This window comes from Qipengyuania sp. NPDC077410, assembly GCF_044543405.1.
Lineage (GTDB): Bacteria > Pseudomonadota > Alphaproteobacteria > Sphingomonadales > Sphingomonadaceae > Qipengyuania > Qipengyuania pacifica.
Map to the genome: position 1 here is coordinate 46298 of NZ_JBITWB010000001.1, position 19867 is coordinate 66164.

Sequence of the window (19867 nt, forward strand, 5' to 3'; positions counted from 1 at the left end):
CGCACCTTTGCGCAAGCGAGCCGACTTCGCGCTAGGCAAGCCTGGCGCACCCCGCTAACGCCCCGACCGATGAGCGAGACGGCCAAACTCACCCGCGGGAGTATTCGCGGCCATCTCGTGGGACAGACCTTGCCGATGATATTCGGCGTTGCCGCCATCATGTCGGTCGGGCTCATCGATGCTTATTTCATCGGCAAGCTGGGCGCGCGCGAACTTGCAGCCGTCAGCTTTATCTTTCCTATAACCATTGCGCTCTCCAGTCTTGGCGTCGGCGTAATGGTCGGAATCAACTCGGTCATTGCCCGGGCGCTCGGCGAAGGCGATGTCGCGCGCGCGGAGCGACGGGCGAACTTCGGAGCGATCTTTGCACTCGCTACCGGCGTCGTCCTGGGGCTGGTGCTGTATGTATTGCTCGATCCGCTATTCCGATTGATGCAGGCATCCGACGCGCTGTTGCCACTGATCGGGGACTATATGCGCCCCTACGCCCTTGGCCTCCCTGTCCTTCTTCTCCAGATGGGCCTCAACGGTGTCCTTCGCGGACAGGGTGAAGCAAGGAAAACGAGTTACGTTTCGCTGACCTACTCGGTCGCCAACTGGATACTCGACCCGATCCTGATTACTGGCGCATTCGGTTTTGAAGGCTTCGGCGTGGCTGGCGCAGCCTATGCCACCATCATCGGCTTCTTCATCGCCATCCTGGTGGCTCTGTGGTTGATCAAGGGCGCTCAGCTTCAGATCCATCCAGGAACGATCCGCGAATGTGATATGCGCGCTTCGAGCAAGGCGATCTTGTCAGTCGCGGGCCCCGCTGCCTTCTCCAACGCCATCAACCCAGTCGGCCTGTCCGTACTCACCGCCTTGCTTGCAAGTCAGGGTGAAGCCGCAGTTGCGGGGTTCGGCGCGGCCGGTCGTCTACAAAGCTTCGCTGTCGTGCCGCTACTGGCACTCTCTGGCTCGATTGGCGCAATCGTTGGGCAGAACTGGGGCGCGAACCGACCTGACCGCGCGCGAAGAGCCATGTGGTGGTCGGGCCTCTTTTGCGTCGTATACGGGCTGGCAACGGCCATCGTTCTGTTTCTAACCGGTAATTGGTTCGCCGATTTCTTTACCGACAATCCAGCCGTCATCGAGGAATTCGATCGCTATCTCGTAATGTCGGTTTGGGGCTACGCTGGCTTCGGCTTGCTCATAGTAGCCAACGGTGCACTCAATGCAGTCGACAAGGCAGGTTTCGCCCTCGCGCAGAGCGCGGCACGCGTCTTTCTCGTAATGCTGCCTTTCGGCTGGCTGTTGAGAGCGAGCTATGGTTCCGATGCCATCTATGCCGCCGAACTGATTGCCAATCTCGCAGGCGGCGCACTGGCCGCCTTCATCGTTTGGCGCATTCTTCGCGCCGGACCCGAAAAGGTCAGGTAGCGTCAAACCAAACGTTAACCATCGTCGTCCATAGCCTCTCCTGATCGTACGAGGGGCGTTACATGATGGATGACCTGCTGGCGGATTTCGTAGCAGAAACCCGCGAGATGCTGGAAGCGAGCGGCGGCGAGATCGTCGCATGGGAAGCCGATCCCACGGATCGGACGCGGCTCGATACAATTTTTCGTTTCGTTCACACCGTGAAGGGCAATTGCGGCTTCTTCGATTTTCCTCGCCTGGAAAAGCTCAGCCACGCTGCCGAGGATGCCTTGGCCGAATGTCGTGCCGAGCGCCGCGAACCGGACAGCACGCTCGTTTCGGCAGTCCTCGCCATCATCGATCGCATCAGCGAGATGACCGATGCGATCGGGGCCGGCGAAGAGTTTCCCGAAGGCGGCGACGATGCGCTGATCAACGCACTGCAGCCTAGGGAAACCATCGACATGGTGGGTGATCTTGCCTCAGCAAAAACGGATCACCTGACCACCGAGATCAGCGACGATCCGTCCACACCCAAGACTGCGCGCACATCCGTCCAGCGTTCGATCCGCCTTTCGACCGAATTGCTCGACGAGGTGATGAAGGGCGTTTCCGACATGGTCCTGGCAAGAAACGACCTCGCCCGTCGGTTGCGCGAAGCGGGCGAACAGCCTGGCATCGATGGACCGTTCGATCGCCTCAGCGCCATCCTGACCGATGTTCGAGCATCGATCACTCGAATGCGCATGCAGCGACTGGAGCACCTCTTCACCACCTTCCCGCGACTGGTGCGGGATCTGTCGACCGAACTCGGCAAGCAAGTCATGGTGGATTTCGAAGGTGGCGAGGTCGAACTCGACCGCGAGATGGTGGAAATGGTGCGCGATCCATTGACGCACATTATCCGCAACGCAATCGATCACGGACTGGAAGGGCCGGGCGAACGCCTGAAAACCGGCAAGCGGGAAATCGGTCTGCTGAAATTTGCCGCGCGCCAGGCAGGTAATCAGATAACGATCGTCATCACCGATGACGGTCGCGGTATCGATACAGACCGCCTTGCGGCCAAGGCCGTCGCGGCAGGAATCTACAGCCAGTCCGAAGTCGACGAAATGTCCGAGCGCCGTCGACATTATCTGATCTTTGAACCGGGCCTCTCCACAGCCGAACAGGTCAGTTCCGTGTCGGGCCGCGGCGTGGGCATGGATGTCGTGCGAGCGAATATCGAGCGCGTAGGCGGCTCGATCGCCGTGTCGAGCAAGCCGGACGAAGGGACGAGCTTCTTTTTGAGGCTGCCCCTCACCCTCAGCATTATTGCCGCCCTGACCGTCGCCAGTGGCGGTCAGCGCTATGCCATCCCACGCAGTTACATTGAGGAAATCGTTTTTGGATCGAGCGACCATGTCGATTTCGCCGATGCAGGAGACCGTCGTTTGGTGACCTTCCGCGGCAAACGCGTGCCGTGTCTGTCGCTTGGCCATATTCTTGGCACCGAGGCTAACGACGAGGTCGAGTGGAAGAACACCACTCTCGTCCTCATTCGGCTTGCCACCGATGACGTCTTCGCCCTCGCCGTCGACAGGGTTTACGATCACGAAGACGTGGTGGTTAAGCCCATCGCACCGGCCATCATGGAAACCGGTCTCTACGCCGGCACGACCCTGCTAGACGATGGACGGCCGATGATGCTTCTCGACCTGCCGAATATCGCCCAGACGCATCGCCTTGTGAACGAGATGCGAAGCACGGCGCGAGTTGCCGAGCAGGATCAGGTCGAGCAGCGCAAAACGCTCCCCGTCATGCTCTTCCTTGGCCTTGACGGGCGGCGGCGCGCCGTGCGCCTGGAACTTGTACGGCGAATAGACACAGTCTCGCGAGATGCCATTGATATCGAAGGCGTGCGCGCACAGGCCGTCATCGACGGCTCGATCTTTACGCTGGTCGGGCATGAATTTGGCGCGCTACCAGAGGACAAATGCCGTTTGCTGCGCTTGTCGGACGGTGAATGCGAAATCGCCTATATCGTGCGCGAAGTGCTGGACGCAGCGAACATTAATGGCGAGATCGTTCCCTCGAACGACGAGCCGCTGATCGAAGGAACGACCCTTATCGATAACGGGCTGGTTCCCGTTATCGATGGGCACGCCCTCTTTTCCGTTCATCGGCCCACCGACCGTGGTTGCCAGCCGCTGTCTTGCCGCCTTCCGACCGACAGCGAATGGGTACGCACCATTCTCGAACCCCTGGTCGAAGCAGCCGGTTATCGCATCTCGACCGACGAGAGCGAGGAAACGGACGTGGCGATCCGTCTGGCGGAAAATACTGCAGAAGTGTTCGGACCGGCACGCCGCGTGATCCATTTGCGACCAGAGCCCGAGGTTGGCGAAAATGACCTCGGCAGCATTTATCGCTACGATCGCGATGCTCTGCTGGCCGCGCTTAAACAAGCTCGCACGGGGACCAGAGCATGAGCGAACTTTTGTTGATGTGCATCATCGGCGGGCATCGCGCAGCGATCCCTGCCATCCGCGTGCAATCCGTCATCGAAATCGAAGAGATCACCCCGATCCCCGGGGTGCCGTCGTTTATTCTCGGGCTTACGGCCCTGCGCAGCCAGGCTCTGACTGTGATCGACTGCTCGGCAGCGCTGGGCTTCGAAAGCTGCGGCGACATTACCGGACGGCGCGCCGCAGTCGTCGATGTCGAAGGGCACCTTTATGCGCTGCTGGTGGACGAGGCCTATGATGTCGGCGAAGCGCGCAGCGAACCAGTCGATGTCCCTGGCGGCTTCGGCCCGGGGTGGCAGACCGCAGCGCGCGGCATGGTCGAAACCGATGGAGGCCCGGCCGTGCTTATCGATGTGGAAGTGCTCGTGAAGGGGCGGGTCGCACAGGCAGCTTAAGCGAATAGTTACCTCCCGAAGGTACGAATCGCGTGAAAGCACCAGAGGTCATTTGAAATGAAAACCTGCCTTATCGTCGATGACTCGCGCGTAATCCGCAAGGTATCGAGACACATTCTCGAAACGCTTGGGTTCCAGGTCGAGGAAGCGGAGAACGGACAGGAAGGGCTCGATCGCTGCACCGAAGCGATGCCCGATGTGGTTCTGCTGGACTGGAACATGCCGGTCATGACAGGCATCGAGTTCATCACGCAGCTGCGCGTGCGCGAAGGCGGCGACAAGCCCAAGGTGGTTTTCTGCACTACCGAGAACGACGTCGCTCATATTCGGGAAGCCATCAGTGCTGGCGCCGACGAATATGTCATGAAGCCGTTTGATCATGAGACTCTGCAGATCAAGCTCCAGCTTGTCGGCATGGCCTGAGGTAGCGTGACATGGGCGTGCTTCTCCACTCCGATCACGTAATGGCGGATCCATCTTCCCGGCCTGCCGCCGACACTGTGCGGGTCATGATCGTCGACGATTCGCTGACCGTGCGCACCGTATTTTCTCGCATGATCAAGCTGGCAGACGACATGATTGTCGTGGGGACCGCCAGCACAGCGGAAAGCGGCATTGCAGAGCTGGCCGCAACCAGCCCGCATGTCATGCTCCTCGATCTCGAAATGCCGGGCATGGGGGGTATCGAGGCACTCCCCAAGATTATGGAAGCGGCACCCGATACCAAGGTGCTCGTAATATCTTCCCTCACCGCTGATGGAGCCGAAGCGACCATCAAGGCGCTTTCGCTTGGCGCAGCCGACACGATGCTCAAGCCGCGCCCCGGCGGCTTCGACGATGATTACAAGGCGAGCCTGCTTGGCAAGATACGCGCGCTGAAAGGGATCAGGCCAGCAGAGGCAGCCACGGCTGCAAGCAAGCCTCTCTCCACTCGCGCAACCAAATCGCCCCAGGTCGTCGCCATAGGCGCGTCGACCGGCGGCATTCATGCCCTGAACCTGTTCCTGCGCAACGTGCCGAAGAATTTCGATCTCCCGATCCTGATCACTCAGCATCTTCCGTCGAGTTTTATTCCGGTCTTCGCCAAGCAGATGGAAATGGCCGCAGGTCGAGAAGCGATCCTGGCCGACGAGGGCGTCGAAATACTGCGCGGCAAGATTTATATCGCTCCGGGTCACGGCCATATGGTCGTACGCAAATCCGCCGGGCGACACGTACTCGGGCTCGCCTATCATCCAGTCAAGAGTGGCTGCATGCCCTCGGTCGATCCCATGTTCGAAACCATTGCCGAATCGTTCGATGGCAAAGTCGCCGGCGTGCTTCTTTCGGGAATGGGCCGCGATGGATCAGATGGCGCGCAGTCGATCGTAAACGCAGGCGGCTCGATGTATGCCCAGGATGCGGAAACCTGCGCTGTCTGGGGAATGCCGCGAGCGGTAACGGAGCTGGGACTTGCGACGGCCGTCCTGCCGCCTGCGGAACTGGCCGATGCGCTCGTGGACAACGCAGGAGCCGGAGCGTGGAAATAAATGATGCTTCGCACCGCATCATCGGTGAACTTCTTACCCAGCGCACCGGTCAGCAACTGACGGAAGGCCGTCGCTGGCGCGTGTCGAGCGCCTTGTCCGGCCTCTTCCGCGAACTGGGTATCGAGAATGTGGACCAGCTCGCCTGCATGCTCGAACGACCTGGCGAACAGCGTCTGGCGACAAAGGTCGTCGAATCGCTTTTGAACAACGAGACCTATTTTTTCCGCGATCAGGCCTATTTCTCGCAGCTTTCCAATCATGTCCTGCCTGATCTGGCGCGTAGCCGGGCCGAGTCGAAGCGACTATCGATTTGGTCGGCCGGTTGCTCGACCGGGCAGGAGGCGCTCAGCCTCGCGATGATATTTGCCGAACAGTCGCCCCGTTGGAAAAACTGGACGATAGAAATCCTTGGTACCGACGTTTCGGGGAAGGCCGTCGAGACTGCTCGCAGCGGCCTTTACACTCAATTCGAAATTCAACGCGGCATCAGCGTGGCGCAGATGCTGAACTTCTTCGCGGATTGCGGAGGCCAATGGCAGGCGTCCGACAAGATCCGTTCGATGACGCGTTTCCAGCAGCACAATATCCTCGACTATCCGCCATCGCCTGGCCGGTTCGATCTGGTCATGTGCCGCAACGTATTGCTGTACTTCGATCCTGCGACACGGTCCGCTGCGTTTGACCGCGTGGCCACTGGTATCGCAAGCGATGGCTGGCTGATGCTTGGGGCCGGCGAAACGGTTGTCGGCCAGACCGAACGCTTCAGGCCGGCCAATTGTGGTTCGTCCCTATACCGGCCCGTTCAGGTCGATCTGTCGATGGCGCAGCCAAGTCTTCGGGCAGCCATGCGATGAGGCACCGGCGGGACAACGGTTAGCCTTAAGTCTTGTTTTACCGTTCCTTAGCGAATGCACTCTAGCCCCTTCGAAAAGGTCGCAAACGTGGGGCGCATAGCGGAAAATGACTGCGGGTTCGCAAACTTCTGTCCATAGAGCAGGCTTGCGGACCGTCATCTTCGGTCCGATTGCGGCGCTAGCCAGCATATTCGTCCTGACTTGGGCGGTTGCTGTTGCCAACCGGCTTTACGGCTTCACTTCGCCCTATGCCGTCCTTGGCGTCGGTACCGTTCTGTTTGCTGCAACGACAGCGCTCAGCACCTGTTTCGGTCTTCGCCAGTTGCGCGCTATCGATCAACTTGCACGAAGTGACAGCCTCACCCAGCTGCCCAACAGGCGTGCGCTGCATAGCGATATTCAGGATGAAATCCGCCAGGGACACGAAGTCGCGCTGGCGATGATAGACCTCGACGGCTTCAAGCTGACCAACGATCACTACGGGCATTTCGTCGGCGATGCCGCCCTCCGGCAGTGCGCGGAAATCTTCAAGCAGATCAGCGATGGCGAAGCTCGCGTCTACCGCTTGGGCGGTGACGAATACGCCATGATGATCGGGGGGGCAGTCGCCGGCACCTTGCTGGAAGGCTTGAGCCGCCGGATCATCGAACGGCTCGCCAAGCCGATCCACGTCGAAGACAGGCGTCTGACGATCGGCGCCAGTATCGGGCTGGCCCGCCGCGCTCCGCAGGATGATGCCACGTCGTCGGAACTGCTACGCCGCGCGGATATCGCAATGTATGCCTCCAAACGCGGCGGCAAGATGCGTTGTACGTGGTTCAACCCGGCGTTCGACCAGAGCCGTGAACAGCTCAAGGAAATGGACGACGAGTTACGTAGCGCGCTCGTCAACAAGGAATTCCGGCTTCACTATCAACCGCTGGTGGATAGCACGACGCGCATGATCGTGTCCGCCGAATGCCTGATGCGCTGGGACAGGCCGGACGGCAAACGCATCGGGCCGAATGTCTTCATTCCCGTTGCGGAAGAAAGCGGTCTGATCAATTCGATCGGCCTTTGGGTGCTGCGGCAGGCATGTTGCGACGCGCTCGAATGGGATGGCATCTCGCTGTCGGTCAATATTTCGGCAGCACAGCTACGCAATCCCGAATTCCCAATTCAACTTGGCCACATTCTCGAAGAAACCGGTTTTCCTGCTGGAAGGTTGGAACTCGAAATCACGGAAACGTGCCTGGTTCTGGATCCGGTTGTCGCAGAGCGCAGCCTGGCAGTCATACGGGGCTTTGGGGTGCGCATAGCGCTCGACGATTTCGGAACCGGCTATGCATCGTTCGGCTTCCTGCGTCAGTTCCGGTTCGAAAAGCTTAAACTCGATCGCAGCCTGGTCGTTCAGGCAGGTCAGGACGATGGCAGCCGCGCGATGATGCTGTCCAGTATAACGGTAGCTCGCGCCATGAAGATGGGGGTCACCGCCGAGGGGGTCGAGACCGAAGAGCAGGCCGATATGGTCCGTGCCGCCGGGTGCGACCAGATCCAGGGGTGGCTCTATTTCAAAGCGATGCCGTCAGAGGAAATCACGCAACATCTGGGCAAGCCAATCGGCCTTCCGCTCAAGACGAATGACAGGGAAAGCAAAGTCGCATGAGTGCGCTTCAGGATATGGCAAATGGCTTTGTGGCCGAACGCAGCGTTCGGCCCGAAGAGCACGTGCCTGAAATTGCGACAGTTGGCGTGCCCCCGAACATCTCAGAAAGATCCGATCATGAAAGGGCAGGTGGCGTTGCTGCATGGCTCAACCGGCAATCGGTAGGGGAGAAGCTGCGAGCCATTTCGTTCATCAACGCCGGCATAGTTCTGGCTACCCTACTTGTGGTGCTGGTCTGCGCGTACTTCGCAATCAGTGCCCGCATCGAACGCATGGCGTTGTCTTCGGCGGCCATCGCGGCTGAGCGGCTCGTGGCCGACACCAACGAAGGACGGCTCTTCGTCCAGCGCTACGCCATTTCCGGTGACCGGGACGATCTGACCTCGGCCCTGCGATCGCTCGACCGCGCTGATCGCGACGTCGAACTTTTCGAAGATCGAGCCGTCAGTCACGCTCCCACGGTTCTGCCGAAATTGCGGCAACAGGGCGCGATGCTTGAACGACTGCGGGTTCGGATCACTGGGGCGCAGAGCCTGCGCTTCTCGGACGCTAGCCGACATGCCTTCGCTGATGCAATTGACGCCGAGGGCCAGAAGATCGTCGATCTGGCCGTTATGTCTCGCGAAGAGATCGAACGTATCGGCAATATTGCCGACGCAGAAGCGCGCGCCATGATAACGTGGTTGCTGGTCGGGCTCCTCTTGGCCGCAGTCGTGGGAAGCGTAGTCGCCTGGATCAGTCATCGCGTTCTCGCGCGCGACGTTTCGGGCACCCTTCGCCAGATGACCGACGTTGCCGGCCGCTTGGCCGAAGGCGAAAAAGACATGCATATTCCCGCAACGCACCGAAAGGACGAGATCGGCGAACTCGCGCGGGCGCTCGAGGTATTTCTTCATACGTCGCGCCAGATCGAAGAGTTTGCTCAGGAGCGAGAAGCATCGCGCCGTGAGCACGGGCAAGAGCTTGTACGCCTTGCACAGCGTTTCGAAGCCACCGTCGGCGAAGTCGTCAACGGTGTTGCCGCTGCAGCCGCTCAGTTACAGACAACTGCGGGGTCGATGGCAACCACCGCAGAACAGACGACTTCGAAGGCAGCTATTGTGTCGGATTCTATGATGCAGGCATCCGGCGGCGTTACCGCAGCGGCTGCCGCGTCCGACGAGTTCGCCATGTCCATCGGGGAAATCAGTCGCCAGGCTGCCCATTCTGCAGAACTTGCCCGCAATGCGGCAAACGCAGCAAATGGAGCCGACGAGACGATCTCCGCGCTTGCCGTATCCGCAGACCAGGTCGGGCAGATCGTCGAACTTATCCAGTCGATCGCGAAGCGCACCAACCTCTTGGCCCTCAATGCATCGATCGAAGCTGCCAGGGGCGGCGAAGCGGGCCGGGGCTTCGCGGTCGTTGCCAGCGAAGTTAAGGAACTGGCGGCTCAGACGAGCAAAGCGACAGAGGAAGTCGCCAGCCAGATCCGCTTGATGCAAGATTCGACCGGGGCCAGCGTCAGCGCGCTGCGTTCGATCGCAGGTCAGATCAAGGAACTCGAAACAACTTCCGTTTCAATCGCCAGCGCTGTGGATCAGCAGTCGTTTGCCGGTCAGGATCTGGCACGCAGCATCGATCTTGCGGCTCGCTCGACCGATGAAGTTGCGTCGAATATCGACCATGTACGCGAGACGAGTTTGGCGACCGGCGCTGCTGCGAGTCAGGTATTTAATTCCTCCACGGAACTCGAGGCTCAGGCGCGTACCTTGAAATCGCAGGCAGCCGACTTCCTCCTGCACGTGAAAGCGGCTTAACGCGATTTCAAGCATTCGCCCCGTACAGTTTACGTGACGTTGAGGGGGATGCCGGGATGAATGCTCATAGTTCGCTGATCTACGACGAGGAACTCGCGCGCGAAATCGCAGATGTCGAGATCGTGAACGCCGCGGACGTCCGCGCAATGCGTGGATGGAGCCGCTGGCTGATGGAACAGCCGCTTGCAAATAAGGCGAAGCTTGCAGCGACCTTCTCGCTCGGCGGCATGACGGTAATCACCGCCCTCGCCTTGGCTGGATTTTACGTGCCGTCCTTTGCGGCAACCGCACAGATACTCATGATCGCTATATTAAGTGCGGCATTCGTCAGTGGAATTGCCAGCGTCCGGTTCGTGCTCAGGCATGTCATCGAACCTTATCTGCAAATCTCCGCGGACATGTCCCGCCTCGCGAACGGCGATCGCGATTTCACCGTATCCAATACCCATCGCCCGGACGAGATTGGCGATCTTGCCCGCACGTTCGCGGTCTTTCTCAGGTCTGGTCACAAACTCGACGAACTCTTTGCCGGCCGCAAGGCAAACGCGGAAGCGCGCAAGCAAGAACTGATGCACATGGCCAAGGAATTCGAAAATGGCATCGGTGACGTTGTAGGCGGTGTCGCCGCCGCCGCCAGCCAGCTCAATGCTACCGCATCGGGCATGGCCACATCGGCGGAACAAGCCTCGAGTAAATCGCAACTGGTCACCTCGCTTATGGAGCAGGCCAACAACGGCGCCACTGCTGCCGCTGCCGCGTCCGACGAATTTGCCATGTCGATTGGCGAAATAAGCCGCCAGGCCTCACATTCCGCCGACCTTGCACGGCGAGCGACCGATACTGCCAACGGTGCGGACGAAACCATTTCAGCTCTCGCCTCTTCGGCTGAACAAGTCGGAAAGATCGTCGAGCTTATCCAGTCGATCGCGCAGCGGACAAACCTTCTCGCGCTGAATGCCTCGATCGAGGCTGCACGCGGCGGGGAGGCCGGCCGCGGCTTCGCGGTCGTTGCCAGCGAAGTGAAAGAACTGGCCGCCCAGACGAGCCGCGCGACCGAGGAAGTCGCCGAGCAGATCCGTGCCATGCAGCAATCCACCGGAGCAAGTGTCGGCGCCCTGCGTTCGATCGCCGGGCAGATCAAGGAACTGGAATCGACCGCCATCTCGATCGCCAGTGCCGTCGATCAGCAATCCGTGGCAGGCCAGGACCTGGCACGCAGCATCGATCTTGCCGCACGTTCGACCGACGAGGTTTCGTCTCACATCGGACAGGTCCGCGAGACCAGCCTTGCGACCGGAACCGCCGCGAGCCAGGTTCTCAATTCCGCAAGCGAGCTGGAAGAGCAGGCTGGCGCTCTCAAGAGCCGCGTCGACTCGTTTCTCGGCCAGATCCGCGCAGCCTGAAGCAGAGCGGCGCGTAGCTAGCTGCGCGCCGCCCCTGATATCTCACTCCCACCAATACGGCAGGCGCCGCGCGTCGCCCGTCTCGACCTCGTTCATGGTCCGGGCATCGTACAGCCGCCCGCCGATCATCACGCGCTCGATCTTGTCCGAATTGCGAATGTTCTCGCTCGGATCGGCATCGAGTACGATCAGGTCGGCCAGCTTGCCTGCCTCGAGGCTTCCGATATCGCGGTCCATGCCCAGCGATCGTGCGGATTCGATCGTCCCTGCGCGTAGCGATTCGACGGGTGTCATGCCGCCACGCACGAAGCTCCACAGCTCCCAGTGCGAGCCGACACCGGCCTGCTGGCCATGGGCCCCGATGCTCACCTTCACCCCGCGCTGCGCCAGCTTTTTGGCTTCGCGCGCCGCCTCGTCGTCGACGAAGGCCCATTCGGGGGCCGTGACCCTGCGCGCGGTTTCCGCAATCAGCTGCCGCGGCGGGGTGTGGACCATCAGGGGATTGTCGAACACATCGGTCGCCTGACGCCAGTAGGGGTCGGCCGCCAGCCCGCCATAGGTGACGACCAGTGTCGGCGTGTAATTGGACTGCGATCCGGCCCAATACTGCAGCACGTCTTCGTAAAAGACTTCGCCCGGGACATTATGTTCGATGGTCGAATTGCCATCGGCGATGAGGTTCATGTCCATGCCGAACAGCGAACCGCCCTCTGCCACCACCAGCATGTTTTCCGCACGGGCGGCGGCGACGACCTGCTGGCGCTGTTCACGCCGCGGCTGATTGTAGTTCTTGATCGAAATACCGCCCTGCGCCTTGATCCGCTGGATGTGTGCCAGCGCATCCTCGTAACTGTCGATGCGGGCATAAACGCCGGGGGCCTTGGCCCCGTACACGACTTCCGCAGTCGAAAAGATACGCGGTGCCAGCATGTTGCCCGCCTGCTGCCGCTCCGAGGCGGAGAAGATCATGCTGGCGCTGGAAGACGGATCGTGGATCGTGGTCGTACCCATCGCCAGGTTCTGGACGAGCGACCAGTTCTGCTGCGGCACCAGGTCGCCCACACCTTGCGGCCCATGCGCATGGGCATCCACCAGCCCCGGCATGATGGTCTTGCCCGCAGCGTCGATCATCGTCGCGCCCTGCGGTATCTCGACGGACGAGGCTGGACCTACCGCGGCAATCCTGTCGCCGACGATGACGATGGTGCCATCGGCAATCTCGCCCGCACCGTCGCCCGTCATCGTGAGGATCTTCGCACCAGTGATCGCCACGGTTGCGCGCGGCTTGTCCGCGCTGACCGTACGCTCCAGCGACGTGCCAGTGGTCGGCGGCACGAACTTCGGTGCGTCCTTGTCCTTCGGTGCGCTGGCGAACATCGATGCCAGGCTGGCGCGATAGAGAACGGGTCCCATCGACCAGGTCAGCATATCGCCGCCTTCGGTCCACCCGATATAATCCGCTCCGCCTTTGGATGCCCGCACGACCGGTAGAGAGCTTGCTTCTTCGCCGACCGTGACCGCCTGTCCGCCCGGCAGCAGCGGCATGGCGAATGCCTCGTAATTCTCCCGGAAAGCTACGAAATCGCCGCGCGGACTGACGTGATATTCGGTCGCCAGTTCGCCTTCGGCATGGACCTGCCTCGCATCGCCATCGAGATCGGCAGACAGAAGCTGGAGCTTGCCGTCCTGCCTGCCAAGCATGAACACTCTGTCGTTCTGGGCACCGAACTGGGGATTGGTCGTATCCCGCGCGATCAGTTCCGGTACGCCGCCGCTCGCGCTGACGCGGTAAACCCCGGCATTCTCCGAAAACTCTGGCGAGGTCAAATAGCCTCCCGAACGTTTTTCGAAAACGATCGTGCTGCCATCCGGCGAAAAGCTGGGCTGCGCATAGTGGCCCTGCATGCTGGTGACCACGCGCGCATTGGATCCATTGGCATTGGCGGTCATGATTTGCCCGAGGCCCGCATCGGTCCAGCGCACATATGTGAGCCGCCGCCCGTCGCGGGACCATGACGGCCACAGTTCAAGTGCACCGTCATCGGCGGACGTCACTCGCCGCGCCGTTCCGCCCGCCACCGGCTTCGAATACAGCTTGCCCAGGCTTTCGAACACCACTGTTCGTCCGTCGGGCGATACGCTCGTGAACCGCGGGATCTTGGCCGTAAAGCTGTCGGGCGAAACCGGGATTACCGGGTGGGGTGCATCGGCAACGCCGCGCGTATCGTCGATGCTAAAGGGAATGACACTGGCGCCGCTGCCATCGGCGGCGACGCGCTGTAACTTGCCGCCTGCCCACAGCACGATGGAATTGCCGTCCGGCATCCAGTCCATCAAGGGATAGAAGCCATGCACGGCCCAGGTTTCCTGCATGTCCATGTCGAGGTCGCCATAGATCATGCGCTGCTGACCGCTCGCCAGATCCTTGACCCAGAGCTCGGTCTTGTCCTTGTCCCGGCGGATAAAGGCGATGTTCTTGCCATCGGGCGAAGGCTGCGGGCGAACCGCGCCGCCATATCCGCTGACGGCTGTCGTCACTTCGCCGGTTGCCAGGTCGTAGCGCTCGATGGCGAAGGTTCCCTGCGTGGAATCCTGCGCATATTCGAAAATCGGCCCGGATGTGACGTTGCGCGAATAATACACCGCATCGCCATTGGGCGAATAGACGGGCTCGCCCAGTTCCTTTTGCAACGTGTCGCTCGCCCGCTTCACCAGCTGGACACCGCCCCCACCCGAAACATGGTAGATCCAGATCTCGCCTGTGCCGAGCGAACGCTGGGTGGTGAAATGCTTCTTGGCGACGATGTAATTGCCGTCGGGCGACCAGCTTGCCTGATTGATGAGGCGGAAATCCTCCTTGGTCAGCTGGCGTTTGTCCGAACCATCGACATTCATGATCCAGATGTTGTCGCCGCCGCCCCTGTCGGAGGTGAAGGCGATGCGGCGGCCATCGGGTGAAAACCGCGGCTGCACTTCCCATGCCAGACCTTCCGCCACACGGGTTGGCGTTCCGCCCGTGATCGGCATGGTGTAGATGTCGCCCAGCAGTGCGAACGCCAGTATTCGGCCATCGGGGGACACATCGACATCCATCCACGTACCCTCGTCGGTACGTATCGGCACCTGGCGGATATTGGCGCCGCGTGGCGCAGTGACGTCCCACTTCGCTTCATCCGTGCGCTCGGCTGCAGGGTTGGCCGTCGCCGCGGCCGCCTGGACTGTCTGGCCGCTGCCTTCTGCGGGGCCATCCTGCGAAGACGCCTCGACCTCCTGCTCCTCGACGGGATTGGGGCTCGGTTCGGAATCCTGGGCATACGCAGCCTGTCCCGCGAATAGGACGGCAAGAACGGAAGCAATACTTGTCTTCATGATATTCCCCTGAAAGCGAATGCGACGATCAACGCACACTGGCGCGTTCGACGAGGTGAACCTTGACACGTCGTTCGGGGCGATCTTCCCCGGATGCGAGAGCCGTATCGACCAGCGTCATGCCGGCCTGAGCGAAATCGGGTTGTACGGTGGTGAGCGGGGGAGCGCTGAATTCGCCGGATCCAAGTCCGTCGAATCCGATCACGCCGACCTGATCGGGCACTGCGATCCCGAGCGAGGCCAGTTCCTCCAGCGCACCGAGCGCCATGGCATCGCAGGCGAAAAAGAGCCCGTCGAACCCTGCGCCGCTGTCAGCCATCTGCCTGATCGCGTTGCGTCCTTGGGACACGCGATCCTCGCCGTCGCTGATGACCGGCTCGACCGGCGACAGGCCAGCCTGCTCCATGGCGTCGCGATACCCTTCGTATCGTTCCCGGAACTGACGCTGCGATGACGCCGTATCGCCGACGAAAACGATCCGCTCCGACCCGCTACGCGCCAGCCGCTCGACCGCCAGGCGCCCGGCTTCCCGATTGTCGGAACGTACCCAGACGCTGTCGTCGAAAGGTGATCCCCAAAAGGCCATGCCTTTCGATTGCTCGGCGCAGGTGCGGAAATAATCCCATGCCGCCTCGTTGGTCGCGGTCCCGATGACCACCACGCCGTCGGCCTGCCTGCGGGCCACATAATGGCCGAAGAATTCCTCCGCTCGCGCCTGGAACGATACCAGCGCCTCGTACCCTCGCTCCGCTGCGGCGGCACAGGTACTGCCCAGCAGGCTGTAGTAGAATGGATTGATTGCCGCCGGCCCCTGCCCTTCGCGCCCGATCACTACGATGGCGATCGTTCCGGTTTCCCCGCGCCTCAGACCGGCAGCGCGCGCGTTGACATGATATCCCAATTGCTCGGCCGCCAGTTCGACACGGCGGCGGGTCGCTTCGGTGATCGTCTCGCTGCCCGACAAGGCACGGCTCACGGTCGATTGGCTGACCCCGGCCCGCTCGGCAACATCGATCGATGTCACTCTACGTAAAGGGGGTTTGTCGTTATTATTCATTGTTAACCGGCTCTCCCCTATGATCGATGCCCTAACGCAGCCGCTTCACGAAAGCGATAGCGAAGCATTTCTTGTCTAAATACTTCTGCCGTCGCTATCGTGGAAAAAAAGGGTCACTACGAGAATCGGAAATGTCCAAGGAGTATCGTAGAGAAACGCGGCATACCGTCACTGTTGCAGGGCGCTATCGTGCGCGGCAAGGCGGCGCGCGCGATGTCTGGATCAAGGACATCTCCGAATACGGTTGCCGGTTTTTCGACAAGTTCTCGGTTCTTCAGACGGAAGCCGGAATCCTCGTCAAAGTCGGGAACGTCGGGCCGATCCCGGCTGACGTGAAATGGCGCAAGGGTCATGTCGTCGGCGCGGAATTCGAGCAGCCGCTGCATCCCAGCGTGCTCGAACATATCATCCGCGAAATGGATCAGGGCGAAGAATAGACCTCTGGCGTCCCAATGTTCTCGCATCGTCCCGGCACATCCGCGTGGGCGACCGGGAAGCATTTAGGTTTCTCACTGCAACCGAGGCTGGCGCTGAAGCGAAGTCTGGGTTAGGCTCTTCCACACTTGGGAGAGTGACATGAAGAACACGGCGACCGATTTCGATGTTTTGATCGTCGGTGCGGGCATTTCTGGCATCGGTATGGCTGCGCATATGAAAGAGAAGGCGCCTGACCACAGTTTCGTCATCGTGGAACGCCGCGAAAGTCTCGGCGGGACCTGGGACCTCTTTCGGTATCCCGGCATCCGCTCCGACAGCGACATGCACACGCTTGGCTTCGATTTCGAACCGTGGCGCCATGAAAAATCGATCGCGGACGGTCCCTCGATTCTCGAATATCTCGAACGGATCGTGGATGAGCGTAAAATCCGTGACCATATCCGGTTGGAACACAAGGTCCTTGCCGCCGACTGGCGCGAAAGCGATGCACGCTGGCATGTCACGCTGGAAACCGGTGAAGGCGAGCGCAAGCATCTGACCGCCAACTGGCTGTATCTCGGCTCGGGCTATTACGATTACGACGAACCTTACGATCCGGGGTTCGATCTGGGCGGGTTCGAAGGGCAGGTTCTCCACCCCCAGTTCTGGCCGGATGATCTCGATTATTCGAATAAGGAGGTCGTCGTCGTGGGCTCGGGCGCGACTGCCGTCACGATCGTTCCATCGATGGCGGACAAGGCGGCGAAGGTCACCATGCTTCAGCGCACCCCGACCTGGATGTTCAGCCGTCCGGCAAAGGATGCCCTCGCGAATTTCCTGCGCAAGATCCTGCCCGAGAAACTGGCTTACCGGCTGACCCGGTGGAAAAACATCACGATGCAGGATTTCGCCTTCAAGATGGCGCGCAACAAGCCGGAGAAGGTGAAGGAAGGGCTGCACAAGCGCATCCGCAAATCCATGGGCGAGGATTACGATCTGGCGCCGTTCACCCCGCCCTACAATCCGTGGGACCAGCGGCTTTGCCTCGTTCCGGACGACGATCTGTTCCAGGCCATGAAGAACGGGAAAGCCGAAGTTGTGACGGGCCACATCAAGGCTTTCGAAAAGGGAGGCGTGCGCCTGAAGGACGATCGCTTCCTACCCGCCGACATCGTCGTTACGGCGACAGGGTTGAAACTGGCTGTCGCGGGCAAGATCGCGCTTTCGAAAGAAGGTCAGCCGATCGATCTCGCCCAGCACTTCTACTACAAGGGCTGCATGTTCTCGAACGTGCCGAACCTTGCAGTGGTCTTCGGCTATCTCAACGCCAGCTGGACGCTGCGTGCTGACATCAATTCGGATTTCATCTGCCGTGTTCTGAACGAAACGCGCAAACAGGGTGTCGACGTGGCCGAACCGATACTCACGCCGCAAGCGGAAGCCGCGATCGAGGAAGACGATATTTTCGATTTCTCATCGGGCTACATCCAGCGCAGCAAGCATATCATGCCGCGGAACGCAGTGGCCTATCCCTGGCGCCTCAATCAGGAATATGTGCTGGACCGCAAGCGTATGAAGCAGGACCCGGTCGATGACGGGTTGCTCCAATTCCGTCGTCACGGGGCGAATGCGAAATTTGCCGATCAGCAACTGGAAGCTGCAGAGTAGCATTCGCCCGCCGACCGCGTTACGCCCTTCCCATGACCGAACGCATCTTTACCGCAGGACTTGTCATCATCGGTGACGAAATCCTGTCGGGCCGAACGCACGACAAGAATATCGCTCAGATCGCAAGCTGGCTTCAGGTCCAGGGCATCAGGCTCGCCGAAGTGCGCGTCGTGCCGGATGTGATGGAACGGATCGTCGAAGCGGTGAACGCGCTGCGCGGAGGCAACGATTACCTGTTCACCACGGGCGGCATCGGTCCCACCCATGACGATATTACCGTCGATGCCGTGGCCCAGGCACTGGGTGTGAACGTGGTCGTCCATCCGCAGGCACGCGCGATCCTGGAAAAGTACTATGCCGACAAGCCCGGCGGCTTGACGGATGCGCGGCTGCGCATGGCGCGCGTGCCCGAAGGAGCGGACCTGATCCCGAACCGGATGTCGGGGGCGCCCGGCATCAAGATCGGCAATGTCCACCTCATGGCGGGCGTCCCGCACATCACGGCAGGCATGCTCGATGCACTCACCGGAACGCTGGAAGGCGGCGCCCCGCTCCTCTCGGAAACGGTGGGGTGCTGGACACCGGAAAGCGAAGTCGCAGACATCCTCCGGCAGGTCGAGAAGGCGCATGAACATTGCCAGATCGGCAGCTATCCTTTCTTCCGCGATGGGCGTGTGGGTGCCAATTTCGTGGTTCGTTCGACCAGCGCACAAGAACTGAAAAGCTGCGTCGACAGTCTCTGCGATGGCCTCGCGATGGCGGGGTTTGATTTTACCCCAGGCGGAATTTAAGAACATCCGGATCTGGAGTAACTGTTAACTCCCCTGTTGTAGGTATCGAGAATGACTGCAGTCTACATGACGATCGATACCGAATACTCCGCGCGACTTGCCACGCGCCTGGGCCTGCATGCGCGCCAGGAAGTCTTCGAACGCTCGATTACCTGCGTGACGGACTTCGGCGACGTGGGCGTCGGTTACCAGATGGACGTGATGGAAGAGTACGGGATGAAGGGAATCTTCTTCGTCGATCCAATGCCGGCACTTGTCTGGGGCACGTCAGCCATCGCAGCCGTAGTCGAGCCGATCCTGAAGCGCGGTCACGAAATCCAACTCCACCTGCATCCCGAATGGTTGAAAATCGCAGGAGACGCCAATCCCCTGCCCGGCCGGACGGGCCGCAACATGCATCAGTTTACCGAAGAAGAGCAGGTCGAACTGCTCGAAATCGCGCGCGACCACCTCATGCGAGCCGGGGCGCCCGCACCCACCGCATTTCGAGCAGGCAATTACGGCGCTAACGATGCCACCCTTCGCGCGCTGGCACGCGTGGGCATCCGCTATGACAGCAGTCATGTCCCGGGGATCAGCCGGTCCGAATGCCGCATCTCGCTAAGGGAAACCGACCAGCGCGTAGTCGAACATGAAGGCACCATCGAGGTGCCCGTCGGAGCCATTCGAAGCTTCCGCGGCAGGCGTCATGCGCAGATTACCGCCCTTTCGCATTGGGAGATGGCAGCCGCGCTCAACCACTGCCTGCGCAAGGACTATCCCCTCTTCAACATCGTGTGCCACAGCTTCGAACTGATGTGCCGCAAACGCAAGCGCGCCAACGCCATCATTCGCGCACGGTTCGAGAGGTTCTGTCGAACCATTGCCGAAACGCCCGGCGCCAAAGGAGCCACCTTCGCCAGCAAGCCGCCACGTATCGGCGAAACGACAGGCGCGGCCTGTTTGCCGCAAAGCGAACTTCGCAGTGCCGCGCGCGTTGCCGAACAACTTGTATCGAACGCTATCTACGGGGCCTCGTGACTGGTTCGCAGCCGC

Annotated in this window: 15 protein-coding genes; 13 read left to right on the forward strand and 2 right to left on the reverse strand. The window is 60.6% G+C overall.

Annotated features, from left to right (window positions below; all coding sequences use genetic code 11):
• Nucleotides 1–69: 69 nt before the first annotated feature.
• The 9 genes from ACIGGE_RS00230 (at nucleotide 70) to ACIGGE_RS00270 (ending at nucleotide 11530) form a co-directional block, all read left to right on the forward strand.
• The gene (locus ACIGGE_RS00230; protein WP_397489052.1) at nucleotides 70–1419 is read left to right on the forward strand and encodes an MATE family efflux transporter; all 1350 of its coding nucleotides are present in this window, start codon (nucleotides 70–72) and stop codon (nucleotides 1417–1419) included.
• Nucleotides 1420–1481: 62 nt separating this feature from the next.
• The gene (locus ACIGGE_RS00235) at nucleotides 1482–3869 is read left to right on the forward strand and encodes a chemotaxis protein CheA (RefSeq protein ID WP_397489053.1); all 2388 of its coding nucleotides are present in this window, start codon (nucleotides 1482–1484) and stop codon (nucleotides 3867–3869) included.
• Nucleotides 3866–4300, forward strand: a complete 435-nt coding sequence (locus tag ACIGGE_RS00240; RefSeq protein ID WP_397489054.1) for a chemotaxis protein CheW — start codon at nucleotides 3866–3868, stop codon at nucleotides 4298–4300. Before ACIGGE_RS00235 ends, ACIGGE_RS00240 begins: the two co-directional genes overlap by 4 nt.
• Nucleotides 4301–4357: 57 nt before the next feature.
• On the forward strand, nucleotides 4358–4723 hold the full coding sequence (locus ACIGGE_RS00245) for a response regulator (protein WP_103022429.1): 366 nt from the start codon (nucleotides 4358–4360) through the stop codon (nucleotides 4721–4723).
• An 11-nt stretch (nucleotides 4724–4734) separates the two neighbouring features.
• Nucleotides 4735–5829: a chemotaxis-specific protein-glutamate methyltransferase CheB gene (cheB, locus tag ACIGGE_RS00250; protein WP_397489055.1), complete on the forward strand. Its 1095-nt coding sequence runs from the start codon at nucleotides 4735–4737 to the stop codon at nucleotides 5827–5829.
• Nucleotides 5820–6683, forward strand: coding sequence for a CheR family methyltransferase (locus ACIGGE_RS00255; protein WP_397489056.1), 864 nt, complete (start codon nucleotides 5820–5822; stop codon nucleotides 6681–6683). The genes cheB and ACIGGE_RS00255 overlap by 10 nt, the downstream gene beginning before the upstream one ends.
• A 145-nt stretch (nucleotides 6684–6828) precedes the next feature.
• Entirely contained in the window at nucleotides 6829–8328 is a 1500-nt protein-coding gene (locus ACIGGE_RS00260) for a bifunctional diguanylate cyclase/phosphodiesterase (RefSeq protein ID WP_234003034.1), read from the forward strand.
• On the forward strand, nucleotides 8325–10127 hold the full coding sequence (locus ACIGGE_RS00265; protein ID WP_397489057.1) for a methyl-accepting chemotaxis protein: 1803 nt from the start codon (nucleotides 8325–8327) through the stop codon (nucleotides 10125–10127). Before ACIGGE_RS00260 ends, ACIGGE_RS00265 begins: the two co-directional genes overlap by 4 nt.
• A gap of 56 nt (nucleotides 10128–10183) precedes the next feature.
• Nucleotides 10184–11530: a methyl-accepting chemotaxis protein gene (locus ACIGGE_RS00270; protein ID WP_397489058.1), complete on the forward strand. Its 1347-nt coding sequence runs from the start codon at nucleotides 10184–10186 to the stop codon at nucleotides 11528–11530.
• Between the two features lie 42 nt (nucleotides 11531–11572).
• Here ACIGGE_RS00270 and ACIGGE_RS00275 read toward each other — a convergent pair whose 3' ends face one another.
• Together ACIGGE_RS00275 and ACIGGE_RS00280 are read right to left on the reverse strand one after the other, a co-directional pair.
• Nucleotides 11573–14899 (reverse strand): amidohydrolase family protein, encoded by a 3327-nt coding sequence (locus tag ACIGGE_RS00275; RefSeq protein WP_397489059.1) that lies wholly within the window; start codon nucleotides 14897–14899, stop codon nucleotides 11573–11575.
• Nucleotides 14900–14927: 28 nt separating this feature from the next.
• Nucleotides 14928–15956 carry a LacI family DNA-binding transcriptional regulator gene (locus tag ACIGGE_RS00280; protein WP_397489060.1) on the reverse strand — a complete coding sequence of 343 codons (1029 nt, stop codon included), beginning with the start codon at nucleotides 15954–15956 and terminating at the stop codon, nucleotides 14928–14930.
• Nucleotides 15957–16087: 131 nt separating this feature from the next.
• Here ACIGGE_RS00280 and ACIGGE_RS00285 point away from each other — a divergent pair, with 131 nt between their 5' ends.
• The 4 genes from ACIGGE_RS00285 to ACIGGE_RS00300 all read left to right on the forward strand — a co-directional run bounded on the left by ACIGGE_RS00285 (nucleotide 16088) and on the right by ACIGGE_RS00300 (nucleotide 19852).
• Nucleotides 16088–16393: a hypothetical protein gene (locus tag ACIGGE_RS00285; RefSeq protein WP_196846826.1), complete on the forward strand. Its 306-nt coding sequence runs from the start codon at nucleotides 16088–16090 to the stop codon at nucleotides 16391–16393.
• A gap of 139 nt (nucleotides 16394–16532) precedes the next feature.
• Nucleotides 16533–18041, forward strand: a complete 1509-nt coding sequence (locus ACIGGE_RS00290; protein ID WP_397489061.1) for a flavin-containing monooxygenase — start codon at nucleotides 16533–16535, stop codon at nucleotides 18039–18041.
• 32 nt (nucleotides 18042–18073) lie between these two features.
• On the forward strand, nucleotides 18074–18832 hold the full coding sequence (locus ACIGGE_RS00295) for a competence/damage-inducible protein A (RefSeq protein WP_397489062.1): 759 nt from the start codon (nucleotides 18074–18076) through the stop codon (nucleotides 18830–18832).
• A 51-nt stretch (nucleotides 18833–18883) separates the two neighbouring features.
• Complete coding sequence (locus ACIGGE_RS00300) at nucleotides 18884–19852, forward strand: hypothetical protein (protein WP_397489063.1); 969 nt, start codon at nucleotides 18884–18886, stop codon at nucleotides 19850–19852.
• Nucleotides 19853–19867 lie beyond the last annotated feature (15 nt).